The following is a 13336-nucleotide window of genomic DNA, read 5'->3' on the forward strand; positions in this document are numbered from 1 at the left end:
GGGTTAGCTTATTAGAACGGCTCCGAAGTACAACGGCAAATTTGCGCGATCACCGCCTTTCATAGGAGCCACGCGCGCACAGCATCAACGCCGCGCGCGAGGTGCGTGCGGTGCAACATATTGCAATGCGTGTGAGCGCTAGCTGCGCGCAATGTCACTCTTCGCGAGGTCCCACATCAAGCAATAGGTGCCGACGGAGATCGGAAGCGGAAAGGGTGCCGCGGCGGGGCCGGTGAAGCGCTCGGCAATCACGGCCGAGACTGCGCCGACATGGGTGCCGTCGATCAGCACGAACCAGTCGCGCGCGCCTTCATGGCGTACCGCTGGAATTTCCGCCGTTGCAGCCGACAATTCGGGCTCGCTCTCCAGGAGGTGCATGGAGATGATGCCGTCGCGCGCGTCCGGCGCCAGCTTGTCTTGCAGTGCATCACGCCATGGCGCTGCGTTGTCGGGCCTCGGCCGCAGCCGCACCACGCCGAGCGCGGCGCCGCGTCCGGTGCCGTTGCTGATGGTGATGCGCGCGACGACGCGGAGCATGTCCTTGAAACGCGCCATGCTCTGCCGCGACCAGTCGGTCGGGCTCGCAAGCCGCGCGCGGTAGGCCGGGCTGTCGAGCACGTCGAGCGTGGCGGTCGTATATAGGCAGAGATATTTGGGATTGGCGGCATGCGCGACATAGCGCCGCGCCTCGAGGAATCCGTCGATCGCGACGCGCTCTTCCAGATGCTCGCGATCGTACCAGCGGTTGAAATCGGCCTCATCGGCCGCCTCGATGTTCATCGACGTCAGCAGCATGCCTTTCCCGGCGAGCGGCATTTTTCTTATCCTGTTATCGCGCGGTCTTCGATGCGAGGTCGGCGATCGACTTCATGACCGCGTCCCTCACGCCGGCATCATAGAGCGAATGGCCGGCTTCTTCCACGATGCGAAGCTCGGAACCGGGCCACACTTTCGCGAGCGCGTGTGATGTCTCAGGCGGGCACAACAGATCGTAGCGGCCCTGCACGATAATGCCGGGAAGGCCTGCAAGCCGGCCCGCGTTCCGCAACAGCTGGCCCGCGCTCATGAAGCTGTCGTTGACGAAATAATGCGCCTCCATGAACGGCGTTGCCGGCAGCGTGCGCCACACGTTCAGCGATGCGAGGTCCAGCCGCGTCTTCGCGGGCTTGTGCTCGGACAATACGCGCTCGGTATCGTGCCAGGCCTTTGCCGCCGGGCCATGCACGGCTGGGTCGGCATCCAGGATGCGGCGCCAATAGGCCTCCACCGGCCGCGCGCGCTCTTCGAGCGGCAGCACGCCGAGAAAATCCTCGTAGAGCGCGGGATGGAACTGCGACAGGCGCGACGTGAACGCCGCTTCGACCTCCGCTCGCGTGCCGAGGAACGTCGCGCGCAGCGCGATGCCAGAGACGCGCTCGGGATGCGCCTCTGCATACGCCAGCGCCAGCGTCGCGCCCCAGGAGCCGCCGACCACGATCCAGCGGTCGAAGCCGAACTTCTCGCGGATTTTCTCGATGTCGGCGGTGAGGTGCGCCGTCGTGTTGTGCTCGCGCGATCCCTTCGGCCGGCTGCGGCCGCAGCCGCGCTGGTCATGCAATACCGCGCAGAAGCGGTCGGGATCGAACAGGCGGCGATGATCGGGCTGGCAGCCGCTGCCGGGTCCGCCATGCAGATAGACCGCGGGAATGCCGTCTGCGCGACCGACGCTCTCGACATAGAGCTCGTGACCGTCGCCGACATCGAGCATGTCGGACGTCAGCGGCGCAAAGGGATCGGCACGTTTGGCGGATGCGGCCGCGTCGGCGTCAGGTCCCATTCTCGGATTCCAGAGTGCCGCCGGCGAAGTTGCGATAGAGGAAGCGGTTGGTCTCGCCCTCGGCCTCGCGCTCGGCCTGCTTGAAGATGGTCTCGTGCAGCGGCGACAGCGCGCAGGCCGGGTCGGTGTTGGCGGCATCGCCAGTCAGCGCGAAGGCCTGGCAGCGGCAGCCGCCGAAATCGATCTCGCGGAATTCGCAACTCTTGCACGGCTCCTTCATCCAGCCAGTGCCGCGATAGCGGTTGAAGGCCTCGGAGTTCTGCCAGATCCAGGCGATCGAGTGATTGGAACGCACGGATTCGAATTCGAGCCCGGTGATGCTCTCGGCGGCGTGGCACGGCAGCACCTTGCCGGCGGGCGAGATGTTGAAGAACTGCCGGCCCCAGCCGCCCATGCATTTCTTCGGCCGTAGCGCGTAATAGTCGGGAACGACGTAGTCGATCGTAAGCCGGCCCTTGAGCCGCTCGCGCGCCTCCTCGACGGTTTCCGTGCATTCCTCGAGCTGCCCCACCGTCGGCATCAAGGCGGCGCGATTCTTCAGTGCCCAGCCGTAATATTGTACGTTGGCGACTTCGAGCCGGTCGGCATCGAGATCGACCGCCATCTGAATGATGTCGGGGAGCTGATGCAGGTTCTGCCGGTGCATGACCGCGTTCACGGTGAGCGGCAAATCGAGCTCACGCGTCCACTTCGCCACTTCCAGCTTCTTGCGGTGGCCATTCTTGTAGCCGGCGACTCGATCGGCGAGGCCTTCCTCCACGCCCTGAAAACTGATCTGCACATGGCAGAGCCCGGCATCCGCAAGATCGCTCAGCCGCTCGCGCGTCAGCAGCACGGCCGAGGTGATCAGGTTGGTGTAGAGCCCGACGTCGCTCGCGTGCTTGACCAGCTCGACCAGGTCCTTCCGCGCCGTCGGCTCGCCGCCAGAGAAGTGAACCTGGAGCACGCCGATCTCGGCGAGCTCGCTCAACACCTTCTTCCACTCATCCGTGGTCAGCTCCTTGCCCGCGCGGTCGAGCTCGACCGGATTGGAACAATAGGGGCATTGCAGCGGACAGCGATGGGTGATCTCGAGCAGCACCGCGAGCGGAATGCCAAACGTCTCCGCCGTCGAGCGCTGCTTCTCCAGCACCGCGAGGCTGTCGCTGGCGTCTGGCGGGATGATGGAATTGCCGAGCACATCGCTCATGGCGTCTTCTCCCGGGCCTCAGTGAGAAAGCCCTTGTCGGCGAGATCCTGGAGCATGACGATGACGTCGGCGAGGATCGCCTCGCGCGGCGCGGCGTATTTCGCCGCCAGCCGATCGGCGACGTCGCCGACATTGCGCTGGCCGTCGCAAAGCTGCAAGACCTCGACCGCGATCTCGTCCGGCGCCAGCACCCGTTCCGGTGCTAGGATCACCCAGACCTTTCGGGTCTCGTCATATTTGAGCTTGGCGTGCCGCGGCAGCACGGGGCGGCTTGCCTCGCTGACGCTGATGTTCCGCGGCCCGGCCATTACAGTTCCTCTTCAGCTCGCTTTGGGCACGAAGGCGCCCGGCGGAATGTGGCCCTCGACATAGGCATGATAGAGTGCATCGAGCTGCACCCACAGCACATTGGTTTTGAAGATCAGCGCATTGCAGACCTGCGCGCGCTGCTCCGGCGTCTTGGCGTGCGCCTTGACGTAGTCGAGCGCAAAGCCGGCGTCGCGCGGCGCCTGCGCCAGGCGCCGCTTGAAGTAGCTCATGATATCGGGATTGACGAAGTCGTAGTGCTCCAGCATGCCGGAGATGCGCTCTTCGTGCAGGTTGGGCGCGAACAGCTCGGTGAGCGAGGAGGCGATCGCCTCCAGCGGGCTCTTCTCGCGGCAATAATGGACATAGGCCTCGACCGCAAAGCGCGTCGCCGGCAAAATGCCTTCCGTCGATTCCACGTAAGCCGTGTCGAGCCCGAGGCCTTCGGTCAGCTTCAACCAGCGCTCGATGCCGCCCTCGCTACCGAGATCGCCGTCATGGTCCTCGATGCGGTGGCGCCATTCCAGCCGCGTGGCACGGTCGCGAAAGCGCGAGATCACGACCGCGTCCTTGATGGGGATCGTGCTCTGGTAATAGTAGCGGTTCAGCGCCCAGGCCTGCACCTGGCCCTTGTTCAGCTTGCCGCCGTGCAAGAGCTTATGGAACGGATGCAGGCTGTGATAGCGCGTCGCCCCGATATGGCGCAGCGTCGCCTCGAGCTCCTCGGCCGAGTTGAGCTTGATGTCCTTGCCGATCGAGAGCGCGGTCATTCCTGTCAGTGACGCGGCATTCACAGCACGATCTCCGTTCCGTCAGCGGGTATTTGCCAGCCCGCCTCTTCAGTGGCTTTCCGCTCGGGTGAAGCGGGCAGCAGCGCCGGGTTCGAGTTATTGATATGCAGAAATATCTTCCTGTCGATAGAGAGATCGGCAAGCCGCGCGATCGCGCCGTCGTCGCCGGACATCGCGACATGGCCCATGCTCTTGCCGGTCTTGTGGCCGAGCCCGGCCCTGATCATCTCGTCGTCGCGCCATACCGTGCCGTCGAAGAACACCAGCGCCGCGCCATCGATCTCGCCCTTGAGCGCGTCAGTCACCTCGGCGCAGGCAGCGATGAAATAGAAGCACTTGCCGGTTGCCTTGTCCGTGATCTTGAGGCCCAGCGTATCGCCGTCGCCGGTCGCCCCGCCGGGATGCGCCTTGCCTTCCAGATACCAGGCCGATTTGCCTGATACCGCAAACGGCAGCACCTCGATTCCCGAGCGCGCGCCGTCAGGGAGCCGCGGCTCGAACGGCTCGCCGATTCCGATCGATTGGCGCCGCACGTTCTTCTCGTTCAGCACGTTGAAGATGCTGTTGGCTTTCAGGATCGCCAGCACCTTCTCATGCGCATAGACCGTGAAAGGCGAGCCCTCGCGCATCGAGAGTAGGCCTGCGACCGCGTCCACTTCGCCGTTGGTGAGGATCACGCCCGCAATCGGCGTATGGCGCAGCGCGCCTGCCCGCGGGTGCAGCTGCGGCGTGGCGTTCAATTGCTGGCGGAGGTCGGGGGAGGCGTTGATCAGAAACCAGTGCTCGCCGTCGCCGCTGAAGGCGACCGACGCCTGAGTTCGCTGAAGCTCATGGCCGCTGGCACGGGCTGCTCGGCAGCCCTCGCAGCCGCAATTCCATTGCGGCACTCCGCCGCCGGCTGCGGCGCCCAGGACGACGACGCGAAGCATGATCCGTCTCCTGGAGGGAACGCTGCGAGGTGGATCTCGGGTCGACACCGAATGCCGACACACATCGTGTCTTCCGGCAACCTATTGTGACCGAAAGATCCACCTGCGCTGAACGCAATCGCCTACCGCTTATTTGCGGGTGGCGCTCACATACATGTTGATTTCCATGCCACAGGGCACTTCGACGATTTTCGGGGCTTTCCAGGCCATTTTGGCTCTCCATTTTCGCGAAATCGGACGTATCCGCCCGCGGTTAAAGTAATGCGGGCGCAAAAGTTCGCCAGTGAAATTTTCCCGAGAAGTCCATGTTGCGCCGCGAAAAATGTCGGGGAACATCACTTCTGATGACGCTGCCTTGCGCATGGCGCATTCGGTCGCGAACCCTGTCCTGATAAAGCGGTTGTGAGTGCAGTGCAGCTTTCAATCCGGTACCGGCGACCCAAACTGGAACTCGGTAATGCCCAGATATTTCTTCAACACCCGTATCGGCGACGAGTTGATCGTGGATCCCGACGGCGAGGATCTGCGCAATCCCGATCGCGCCTGGGAGGTCGCCCGCCAGATGATCCTGGAGGTGGTGAAGTCGGAGGGCGCCCAGCCGGCCCTGCTCGAGGCCGTCATCGAGGTGACCGACGATGACGGGGAAATCGTGCTGGAGTTTCCCTTCACCGAGGCGCTGCTGGACATACCCGACCAATCCGCGACGCGGCATTAGGCGCTCGCGAGCAGCCCGGTCGGCCAATCCAATCCGCACTAGCAGCCGGCCTTCATCCCTGCGAAATCCGCATGGCTTTGCCGCCTTCCCGGCGCTAAAAGACCCCGGTCATACGGAGCATGTCATGCAAGATCTCTGGCGCCTGTCGGCCGCCGACCTCGCCACTCTCGTCAAGTCCAAAAAGGTGTCCGCCAGGGAGGCAGCTCAAGCTGGTCTCGCCCGCCTGGACGCCGTCAATCCCGCGCTCAATGCGGTGATCGACCACCGCCCGGACGACGTGCTCAAGCAGGCTGACGCGGTCGATGCCGCCATTGCGCGGGGCGAGGACCCCGGTGTTCTCGCCGGTGTGCCCGTCACCATCAAGGCCAATGTCGACCAAGAGGGCTTTGCCACCACCAACGGCTTAAAGCTGCAGCGCGACGTGATCGCGCGCGAGGACAATCCGGTGGTCGCCAATTTCCGGAAATCGGGCGCCGTCCTGCTCGGCCGCACCAATTGCCCCGCCTTCTCCTATCGCTGGTTCACCACCAATCTGATCCATGGCGACACCAAGAACCCCCGCGATGCATCGCTCACTCCGGGCGGCTCCTCCGGCGGCGCCGGCTCGGCGGTTGCAGCCGGCATCGGCCACATCGCTCACGGCACCGACATCGCCGGCTCGATCCGCTATCCCGCCTATGCCTGCGGCGTGCACGGCCTGCGGCCGACGCTCGGCCGCATTCCCGCTTTCAATCCGGCGCTGCCGGAGCGCCCGATCGGGCCGCAGATCATGGCCGTGTCCGGCCCCCTGGCGCGCACCGTCAACGACTTGCGAATTTCACTCGCCGCGATGTCGGCCCGCGACATCCGTGATCCCTGGTTCGTGCCGGTGCCGCTGGAAGGCCCGGCCAGGCCGAAGCGCGCCGCGCTCTGCCTCAATCCGGGCGGCCTTGCTACCGCGCCGGAGGTGAAGGCCGCGGTGAGCGATGCCGGCAAGCGACTGGAGCGCGCGGGCTGGACCGTCGACATCATCGAGGACACGCCGCCGATGCGCGAAGCGGTCGAGTGGCAGATCAAGCTCTGGCTCGGCGATGGCTATGAGGCGCAGCTTGAGATGGCCGAGCGCGAGGGCGATCCCGGCGCGCTGGCGTGCCTGCGCGGCAACCGCAGCAGGGTCACACCGATGGACCAGGCGAATTACGCGAAGGCGCTGACCCGAAGAGCCACATTGACCCGCGAATGGATGCTGTTCTTCGAAACATATGCGGTGCTGCTGACGCCGGTCTCTGGCGAGCTGCCGTTCCCCGATCATCTCGACCGCAAGGGCGATGAATCCTTCAAGCGCGTCTGGGAAGCGCAGCTGCCGCAGATCGCGATTCCCTTCATGGGCCTGCCAGGCCTCGTGGTCTCCACCGGTCTCGTCGGCAAGGCGCCGGTCGGCGTGCACATCGTCTCCGGCCGCTACCGCGAGGATCTGTGCCTGCTCGCGGGCGAGGCGATCGAGGCCGGCGGCGTGCCGCCGTCGCCGATCGATCCCGTGGGCTAGCGATGACTGCCATCTATGACTTCAAGGCCAACTCGCTTGCCGGCGAGGAGGTGCCGATGCGCCGCTTCGAGGGGCAGGTGCTCTTGATCGTCAACACCGCGAGCAAATGCGGCTTCACGCCGCAATATCGCGGTCTGGAGGATCTCTATCGCGATCTGTCGCCGCGCGGCTTTTCGGTGCTCGGCTTTCCCTGTAACCAGTTCGGCGCGCAGGAGCCGGGACAAGCGAGCGAGATCCAGGCATTCTGTTCGACCCATTACGATGTCACCTTCCCGCTGTTCGAGAAGATCGACGTCAACGGCGCCAATGCGCACCCTCTGTATGAGTACCTGAAACGGCAGCAATCCGGACTTCTCGGCGCCTCCATCAAATGGAATTTCACCAAATTCCTGGTGGACCGTGCCGGCAAGGTGGTCGCGCGCTACGCGCCGACCGCGCGGCCCGAAGGATTGCGGAATCAAATCGAAACACTGTTGTGAGCGAGACAATCATGAGCGACGAATTTCCAGACCGCCTGTCGGTCGACCCGAACAGCCCCTATTATAACGCGGACATCCTGGCGCGCGACGTCGGCATCCGCTTCAAGGGCATCGAGAAGACCAATGTCGAGGAATACTGCATCAGCGAAGGCTGGGTCCGCGTCGCCGCCGGCAACGCCAAGGATCGCTATGGCAACCCGCTGACCATCAAGGTGCACGGGCCGGTGGAGCCGTATTTCCGGGATAAGAAGTAAGCACACTCTCTCCTCGTCATTGCGAGGAGCTCTTGCGACGAAGCAAATCCAGGCTATTCCCGTGGAGACAGTCTGGATTGCTTCGCTTCGCTCGCAATGACGACAGCAACCACCGAAAGCCAAGCCCATGTCCGTCCGCATCGTCGACGTGCGCGAGATCACAAAGCCGATCTCCTCGCCGATCCGCAATGCCTATATCGATTTTACCAAGATGACGACGAGCTTGGTTGCCGTCGTCACCGACGTCGTGCGCGAGGGAAAACGCGTCGTCGGCTACGGCTTCAACTCCAACGGCCGCTACGGGCAGGGCGGCCTGATCCGCGAGCGCTTTGCCTCGCGCATTCTCGAAGCCGATCCGAAATCGCTGCTCGATGCCGCGGGCGACAATCTCGACCCCGACAAAGTCTGGGCTGCGATGATGACCAACGAGAAGCCGGGCGGCCATGGCGAGCGCTCGGTCGCGGTCGGCACCATCGACATGGCGGTGTGGGACGCGGTGGCGAAGATCGCCGGCAAGCCGCTGTTTCGCCTGCTTGCCGAGCGTCACGGCGTGACCGCCAATCCACGCGTCTTCGTCTATGCCGCCGGCGGCTATTATTATCCCGGCAAGGATCTCTCGATGCTGCGTGGCGAGATGCGCGGCTATCTCGATCGCGGCTACAACGTCGTGAAGATGAAGATCGGCGGCGCGGCAATCGACGAGGACCGCGTCCGCATCGAGGCGGTGCTGAAGGAGATCGGCAAGGACGCGCAGCTCGCCGTGGACGCCAACGGCCGCTTCAACCTCGAGACCGGCATCGCCTACGCAAAGATGCTGCGCGATTATCCCTTGTTCTGGTACGAGGAGGTCGGCGATCCCCTCGACTACGCGCTGCAAGCCGCGCTCGCCGAGTTCTACCCGGGCCCGATGGCGACCGGCGAAAACCTGTTCAGTCATCAGGACGCCCGCAACCTGATCCGTTACGGCGGCATGCGCCCCGACCGCGATTGGCTGCAATTCGACTGCGCGCTGTCCTATGGCCTGTGCGAATACCAGCGCACGTTGGAGGTGCTGAAGACCTACGGCTGGTCCCCCAGCCGCTGCATCCCGCATGGCGGCCACCAAATGTCGCTCAACATCGCGGCCGGTTTGGGCCTTGGCGGCAACGAAAGCTACCCCGACCTGTTCCAGCCTTATGGCGGTTTCCCGGACGGCGTCCGCGTCGAGAACGGCCACATCACCATGCCCGACCTCCCCGGCATCGGCTTCGAAGGCAAGTCGGACCTCTACAAGGAAATGAAGGCGCTGGCGGAGTAAGTTGGGTTGAGGCGCGACGGCGGCGCTACACAATCCGCTGTCATGCCCCGGCTCGATCGGGCATCCAGTGCGCCGCGGCCGATGTGGCGAGAGCGAGTTGTTCAACACCGGCGCTTGGAATACTGGATCGCCCGATCAAGTCGGGCGATGACACCGTCTTTGGGCGTGCCGTCTCAAGCCTCTTACGACAAGCGCATATCCAGCAGCCTTCGTCCTTCGCCCTTCAGTAGCTTCTTCACCGCGCTCGACGCCACGACCTCGCCGTCATTGGCGTAGGCTTCGTGGTTCTTCTCGATGTCGTCGAGGCGGTAGAGATAGTTGACCATGACGCCGGCGGACTCGCGCACGCCCTTGGGCGAGAGGTCCCCTAACCAGTTGATGCGCTCGAGCCTGGCGCCATTGCCGAGATGGAAGCGGGCGACGGAATCGATCAGCTTGCCCTTCGGCGTGCGCGCCTTCAGGAAATAGTGTGCCGCGAGCGGTTCCAGAACGCTGCGGAGCAGCGTGGTCGTCTCAGGGTTCTCGAACCATTTGGGATCGTCGAGACGCTTCAACATCTCACGGTCCTCGTCCGATAGCGGCAGCTCCTTGTCCTGCTTCACCCATTGCATGAAGCCCGGCACCGGCGACAGCGTCACGAAAGTGTCGAGCTTCGGCAGCTCGCGGCGCAGCTCCTCCACCACCTGCTTGATCAGGAAGCTGCCGAAGGAAATGCCGCCCAGTCCGCGCTGGGTGTTGGAGATCGAATAGAACACCGCGGTGCGCGCGCGCTCGATCGGCAGGTGCTGGCGATCGACCGCAAGCAATGGCGCGATGGCCCCCGGAATGGTCTCGGTCAGCGCCACCTCGACGAAGATCAGGGGTTCGTCGACCATCGCGGGATGAAAGAAGGCGTAGCAGCGGCGGTCGACCGGATCGATGCGGCGGCGCAGATCGTCCCAATCGGAGATCTCATGCACGGCTTCGTAACGGATGATCTTTTCGAGGATGTTGGCCGGAGTCGACCAGTCGATCCTGCGCAGCACGAGAAACCCCCTGTTGAACCACGAAGAGAGAAGATGCGAGACGTCGCGGTCGAGCGCGGCGAGATCGGCGTGCCCGTTCATCATGCCGAGCAGGTCGGCGCGCATGCTGACGAGATCGCCGGTGCCGCCCGGCGCGCGGTTGAGGCGGCGGATCAGCTCCTGCCGCCGCGGCTCGGAAGCGAAATGCAGCGAGCTCGCGTCTTCGTCGGTGGGCTTGGCGCGCCATTTCTCGATCGCCCGGGACAGCCGTTCCCGATCCGGGCCGAAATCGCGCACCAGCGCCTCGAAGAAGGCACGGCGTCCGGCCGCATCCAATTCCCGGTAGAGGTCGAGCACCTCGCGCGCCATCGCGGTGCCCGAGGCTTCGCCGCGGCCCGAGAGCAGCGCGTCACAAAGCGCGATCAGCCCGGCGGCATCGCGTCTGGTGTCCAAGCCGTCGCTGCGGCGAAGCAGGGTGCGGCCGCGCTCGGAGATGGTGGCGAGCAGGTCGGAGAAAAAGGCGTTGGCCATCGGGGCTTTCGTGTCAGGTTTGTGCGACGCGGGAGCTTACATGGGATTTAGGCGGAAGCCGATCACAATCAAGCAGGGGAATGCGGCATCTTTAGACGGGCCGTGCGGTCGAGGAATGGCGGCATGCCGGTGGGATTTTCGTATGGGGGGTAGTGCTCACCCCAAAGCCGCGCTGTCATGCCCCGGCTTGACCGCGGCATCCAGTACGCCGCGGCTTCTCGGTTCTAGCCGCGCCGCCTCGGCGTACTGGGTCGCCCGGTCAAGCCGGGCGACGACACGGAGTGTGTTGCAAACTCCCTCGGTGTCCGTCCCGTGACTTGGCGAAACGCCGCCGAGAACGCCGGCACGCTGGCATAACCCAGCTGGGTCGCGAGCTGCTTCACCGACACGCTGGCATCGGTCGACAGCCGCCGGATCGCCGCGGCGATGCGGGCGCGCTGGCACCAGCTCTTGAAGCTGAGCTGCGTTTCCGTCGAGAACAGCCGCGACAGCGTGCGCGCGGAGGTTCCGACCTCGCGCGCCAGCGTGTCGATGTCGTGCAGGCCGGTGGGATCGTCGAGCACAATCATCGCGGCGCGGCGGCATCGCACTTCGCGCGGCAACGGCACGAAGGTCGCGGAATCCTCGGCCTGGTGCAATTCCAGCATCACGAGGCGAACCAGCAGCTCGGTTCGCGCCTCGGTGTTGCGGGCCTCGAACAGCGCCAGGATCGCCTGATGCAGCAGCGGCGACACCCGCACCACGAATTCCTTGGTCAGTCCCTCGTAACGCTGCTCGCGCTTGAGCCAGGGCAGGTCGAAATACAGCGTGCGCATCTCGATGTCGGCGAGCAGGTCGATGGCATGCTCGAGCCCGGCCGGGACCCAGACCGCGCGGTCCGGCGGCACCAGCCAGCGTCCGCCCGGCGTCGTCACCTGCATGGTGCCCTTGGCGGCATAGACCAGCTGCGCCTCGCGATGCATGTGCGGATCGAGCCGCAAGCCTTTGGGATAGTCGCGCGCGACCAGGTGCACGCCCGCGGTCGAGCGGTGGTTGCCCCGGACCTCCCGGAGGATTGGCGTTTCGACGACACTCATTGGCGGCATCCCATCATTCGCCCGACATATAACTGATTTCGGTGCAGGAGAGGATTCGTATGAACAACCCCAGCCGGGTCATCAGTTTCGTCAATGCCGGCCATTTCATCGACCATTATGCGATGCTGATCTTTGCCGCCGCCGTCATCATCATGGGGCCGGCGCTCGGCATGGCCTATTCGGAACTTCTGCCCTATGCGACGCCGGGCTTCGTCGCCTTCGGCGCAGGCTCGCTGCTCACCGGCTGGCTTGGCGACCGCTGGAGCCGTCGCCACATGATGCTGATCTTCTTCGTCGGCATCGGCGCCTCCATGATCGCGGTCGGCTTCGCGAACACCCCGGCGCAGCTCGGCGCGGCACTGCTCGCGATCGGCATTTTTGCCTCGATCTATCATCCTGTCGGCACCGCGATGATCGTGTCCTATGCCGATAGGCTCGGCCGCGAGATGGGGCTCAACGGCGTCTGGGGCAATCTCGGCGTTGCCTCCTCGGCGCTGGTCACCGGCGTGATCGGCCAATATCTCGGCTGGCGCTTCGCCTTCATCGTTCCCGGCGTCCTCACCATCTTGATCGGCATCGCCTTTGCGCTGACGGTCGTGCATGAGGACCGCAAGGGTGCCAAGCAGGCGGCGGCGCAGGCGCGCGTCGCCAAGCAGGACATGTGGCGCGTAATCCTGGCGCTGCTGATCGTGGTGATTGCGATCTCGACGACCTTCAACGCCGTCACGGTGGCGCTGCCAAAGCTGTTTGCCGAGCGGCTCTCGGACCTGACCAAGAGCCCGGCGCTGCTCGGTGTCATCGCGGCCGGCGTCTACGTGTTCGGCGCGATGACGCAGTATACGATCGGGCGGCTGCTCGACCGCTATTCGCTGAAGACGGTGGCGCTGCCGCTGTCCTTCATGCTGGCGCCGTTTTTGTACCTGGCCGCGAGCCTGTCCAATCTGCCGCTGATCGTGGTCTCGATCGGCATCGTCATGGGCGCGTTCGGGCAGGTCACGGTGAACGATGCTATGGTCGGCAAATACACCACGGAGGAGTGGCGCTCGCGCGCCTATGCGGTGCGCTATTTCGTCGGCTTCACCGCGGCCGGCGCCTCGGTCGGCCTGGTCGCCTGGCTCTACGAGCAGGGCGGCTTCGTCACCATGCTGCACGCCTTCGCCGCCCTCTGCCTGCTGGCGATCGCCGCCGCGCTGATCCTGCCGCGCGAGATCCGGACATCGCAGGCGGCGTGAGGTAGCCGACTCGCGCCGCGTGGCTCCGTCCCGTAGCCCGGATCGAGCGAAGCGCAATCCGGGGCGTTTCACCGCGCTGCTAGAACCCGGATTTCGCTGCGCTTCATCTGGGCTACGCACTGCGTCCGCGGCACGAACGGGCGTAAGGCGGGGACTCTCTCCACATCGTCATTGCGAGCGAAGCGAAGCAAT

Annotated in this window: 15 protein-coding genes; 6 read left to right on the plus strand and 9 right to left on the minus strand. The window is 64.6% G+C overall.

All coding sequences use genetic code 11. From position 1 onward, the window contains the following. Positions 1 to 138 precede the first annotated feature (138 nt). The 7 genes from IVB12_RS04310 to pqqA form a co-directional block, all read right to left on the minus strand. Positions 139 to 816 carry a DUF4286 family protein gene (locus tag IVB12_RS04310; protein ID WP_247295977.1) on the minus strand — a complete coding sequence of 226 codons (678 nt, stop codon included), beginning with the start codon at positions 814 to 816 and terminating at the stop codon, positions 139 to 141. Between the two features lie 13 nt (positions 817 to 829). Continuing rightward, positions 830 to 1816, minus strand: a complete 987-nt coding sequence (pip, locus tag IVB12_RS04315; RefSeq protein ID WP_247295979.1) for a prolyl aminopeptidase — start codon at positions 1814 to 1816, stop codon at positions 830 to 832. Continuing rightward, positions 1806 to 3005: a pyrroloquinoline quinone biosynthesis protein PqqE gene (gene pqqE / locus IVB12_RS04320; RefSeq protein WP_247295981.1), complete on the minus strand. Its 1200-nt coding sequence runs from the start codon at positions 3003 to 3005 to the stop codon at positions 1806 to 1808. Before pqqE ends, pip begins: the two co-directional genes overlap by 11 nt. Continuing rightward, positions 3002 to 3313, minus strand: coding sequence for a pyrroloquinoline quinone biosynthesis peptide chaperone PqqD (gene pqqD, locus IVB12_RS04325; protein ID WP_247295983.1), 312 nt, complete (start codon positions 3311 to 3313; stop codon positions 3002 to 3004). The genes pqqE and pqqD overlap by 4 nt, the downstream gene beginning before the upstream one ends. 12 nt (positions 3314 to 3325) lie before the next feature. Next, positions 3326 to 4105: a pyrroloquinoline-quinone synthase PqqC gene (pqqC, locus tag IVB12_RS04330; protein WP_247295985.1), complete on the minus strand. Its 780-nt coding sequence runs from the start codon at positions 4103 to 4105 to the stop codon at positions 3326 to 3328. Next, positions 4102 to 5031 carry a pyrroloquinoline quinone biosynthesis protein PqqB gene (gene pqqB / locus IVB12_RS04335; RefSeq protein WP_247295987.1) on the minus strand — a complete coding sequence of 310 codons (930 nt, stop codon included), beginning with the start codon at positions 5029 to 5031 and terminating at the stop codon, positions 4102 to 4104. Before pqqB ends, pqqC begins: the two co-directional genes overlap by 4 nt. A 129-nt stretch (positions 5032 to 5160) precedes the next feature. Then, positions 5161 to 5241 carry a pyrroloquinoline quinone precursor peptide PqqA gene (pqqA, locus tag IVB12_RS04340; RefSeq protein WP_007595659.1) on the minus strand — a complete coding sequence of 27 codons (81 nt, stop codon included), beginning with the start codon at positions 5239 to 5241 and terminating at the stop codon, positions 5161 to 5163. A 247-nt stretch (positions 5242 to 5488) separates the two neighbouring features. Between pqqA and IVB12_RS04345 the strand changes: the two genes are divergently transcribed. The 5 genes from IVB12_RS04345 to tarD all read left to right on the plus strand — a co-directional run bounded on the left by IVB12_RS04345 (position 5489) and on the right by tarD (position 9301). Further along, the gene (locus tag IVB12_RS04345) at positions 5489 to 5746 is read left to right on the plus strand and encodes a hypothetical protein (protein ID WP_028177529.1); all 258 of its coding nucleotides are present in this window, start codon (positions 5489 to 5491) and stop codon (positions 5744 to 5746) included. Positions 5747 to 5870: 124 nt separating this feature from the next. Further along, positions 5871 to 7271, plus strand: coding sequence for an amidase family protein (locus tag IVB12_RS04350; protein WP_247295988.1), 1401 nt, complete (start codon positions 5871 to 5873; stop codon positions 7269 to 7271). 2 nt (positions 7272 to 7273) lie between these two features. Beyond that, the gene (locus IVB12_RS04355; protein WP_247295990.1) at positions 7274 to 7750 is read left to right on the plus strand and encodes a glutathione peroxidase; all 477 of its coding nucleotides are present in this window, start codon (positions 7274 to 7276) and stop codon (positions 7748 to 7750) included. Between the two features lie 11 nt (positions 7751 to 7761). Then, complete coding sequence (locus tag IVB12_RS04360; RefSeq protein WP_212431912.1) at positions 7762 to 8004, plus strand: DUF3297 family protein; 243 nt, start codon at positions 7762 to 7764, stop codon at positions 8002 to 8004. Positions 8005 to 8131: 127 nt separating this feature from the next. Continuing rightward, positions 8132 to 9301 (plus strand): mandelate racemase/muconate lactonizing enzyme family protein, encoded by a 1170-nt coding sequence (gene tarD, locus IVB12_RS04365; protein ID WP_247295992.1) that lies wholly within the window; start codon positions 8132 to 8134, stop codon positions 9299 to 9301. Positions 9302 to 9483: 182 nt separating this feature from the next. Here the strand turns inward: tarD and IVB12_RS04370 are convergent, their stop codons facing one another. Both IVB12_RS04370 and IVB12_RS04375 read right to left on the minus strand, forming a co-directional pair. Further along, on the minus strand, positions 9484 to 10836 hold the full coding sequence (locus tag IVB12_RS04370; protein ID WP_247295994.1) for a malonyl-CoA decarboxylase: 1353 nt from the start codon (positions 10834 to 10836) through the stop codon (positions 9484 to 9486). Positions 10837 to 11060: 224 nt separating this feature from the next. Beyond that, entirely contained in the window at positions 11061 to 11912 is an 852-nt protein-coding gene (locus tag IVB12_RS04375) for a helix-turn-helix transcriptional regulator (RefSeq protein ID WP_247295996.1), read from the minus strand. 59 nt (positions 11913 to 11971) lie between these two features. Here IVB12_RS04375 and IVB12_RS04380 point away from each other — a divergent pair, with 59 nt between their 5' ends. After that, the gene (locus IVB12_RS04380) at positions 11972 to 13144 is read left to right on the plus strand and encodes an MFS transporter (protein WP_247295997.1); all 1173 of its coding nucleotides are present in this window, start codon (positions 11972 to 11974) and stop codon (positions 13142 to 13144) included. Positions 13145 to 13336: the final 192 nt, after the last annotated feature.

This window comes from Bradyrhizobium sp. 179, assembly GCF_023073535.1.
Lineage (GTDB): Bacteria > Pseudomonadota > Alphaproteobacteria > Rhizobiales > Xanthobacteraceae > Bradyrhizobium.